1 protein-coding gene is annotated in these 251 nt (G+C 76.1%); it reads right to left on the minus strand.

Features of this window, described 5'->3' with window-relative positions:
• Positions 1-153, minus strand: a 153-nt coding sequence (locus VR45_RS46545) for a proline racemase family protein (protein ID WP_199926111.1), incomplete at its 3' end; no start/stop codon positions are given.
• Positions 154-251: the final 98 nt, after the last annotated feature.

Below are 251 nucleotides of genomic sequence, written 5' to 3' on the forward strand. Positions count from 1 at the left end.
GATCGCGATCGCCCGCCGCTCGGCGACGCTGTCACCGGGGATGACGGGCGCGCCGCCGACGACGATCCGGAACGGCTCGCCGGCCGTGTGGTAGTCGACCGTGTCGACCTGCACCGCCGCGGGCGCCTCCCGGTCGGGGAGGGCCGTCGTCATCAGGCGCCTCCGCCCGGCAGCAGGGTGACGGTGCGGCTCTGGGTGTAGAAGTCCAGCGCGGCCTGCCCCTGCTCGCGGGCACCGTGGCTGGCGCCCCT

The sequence above is a fragment of the Streptomyces sp. NRRL S-495 genome, assembly GCF_000966955.1.
Taxonomy (GTDB): domain Bacteria; phylum Actinomycetota; class Actinomycetes; order Streptomycetales; family Streptomycetaceae; genus Kitasatospora; species Kitasatospora purpeofusca.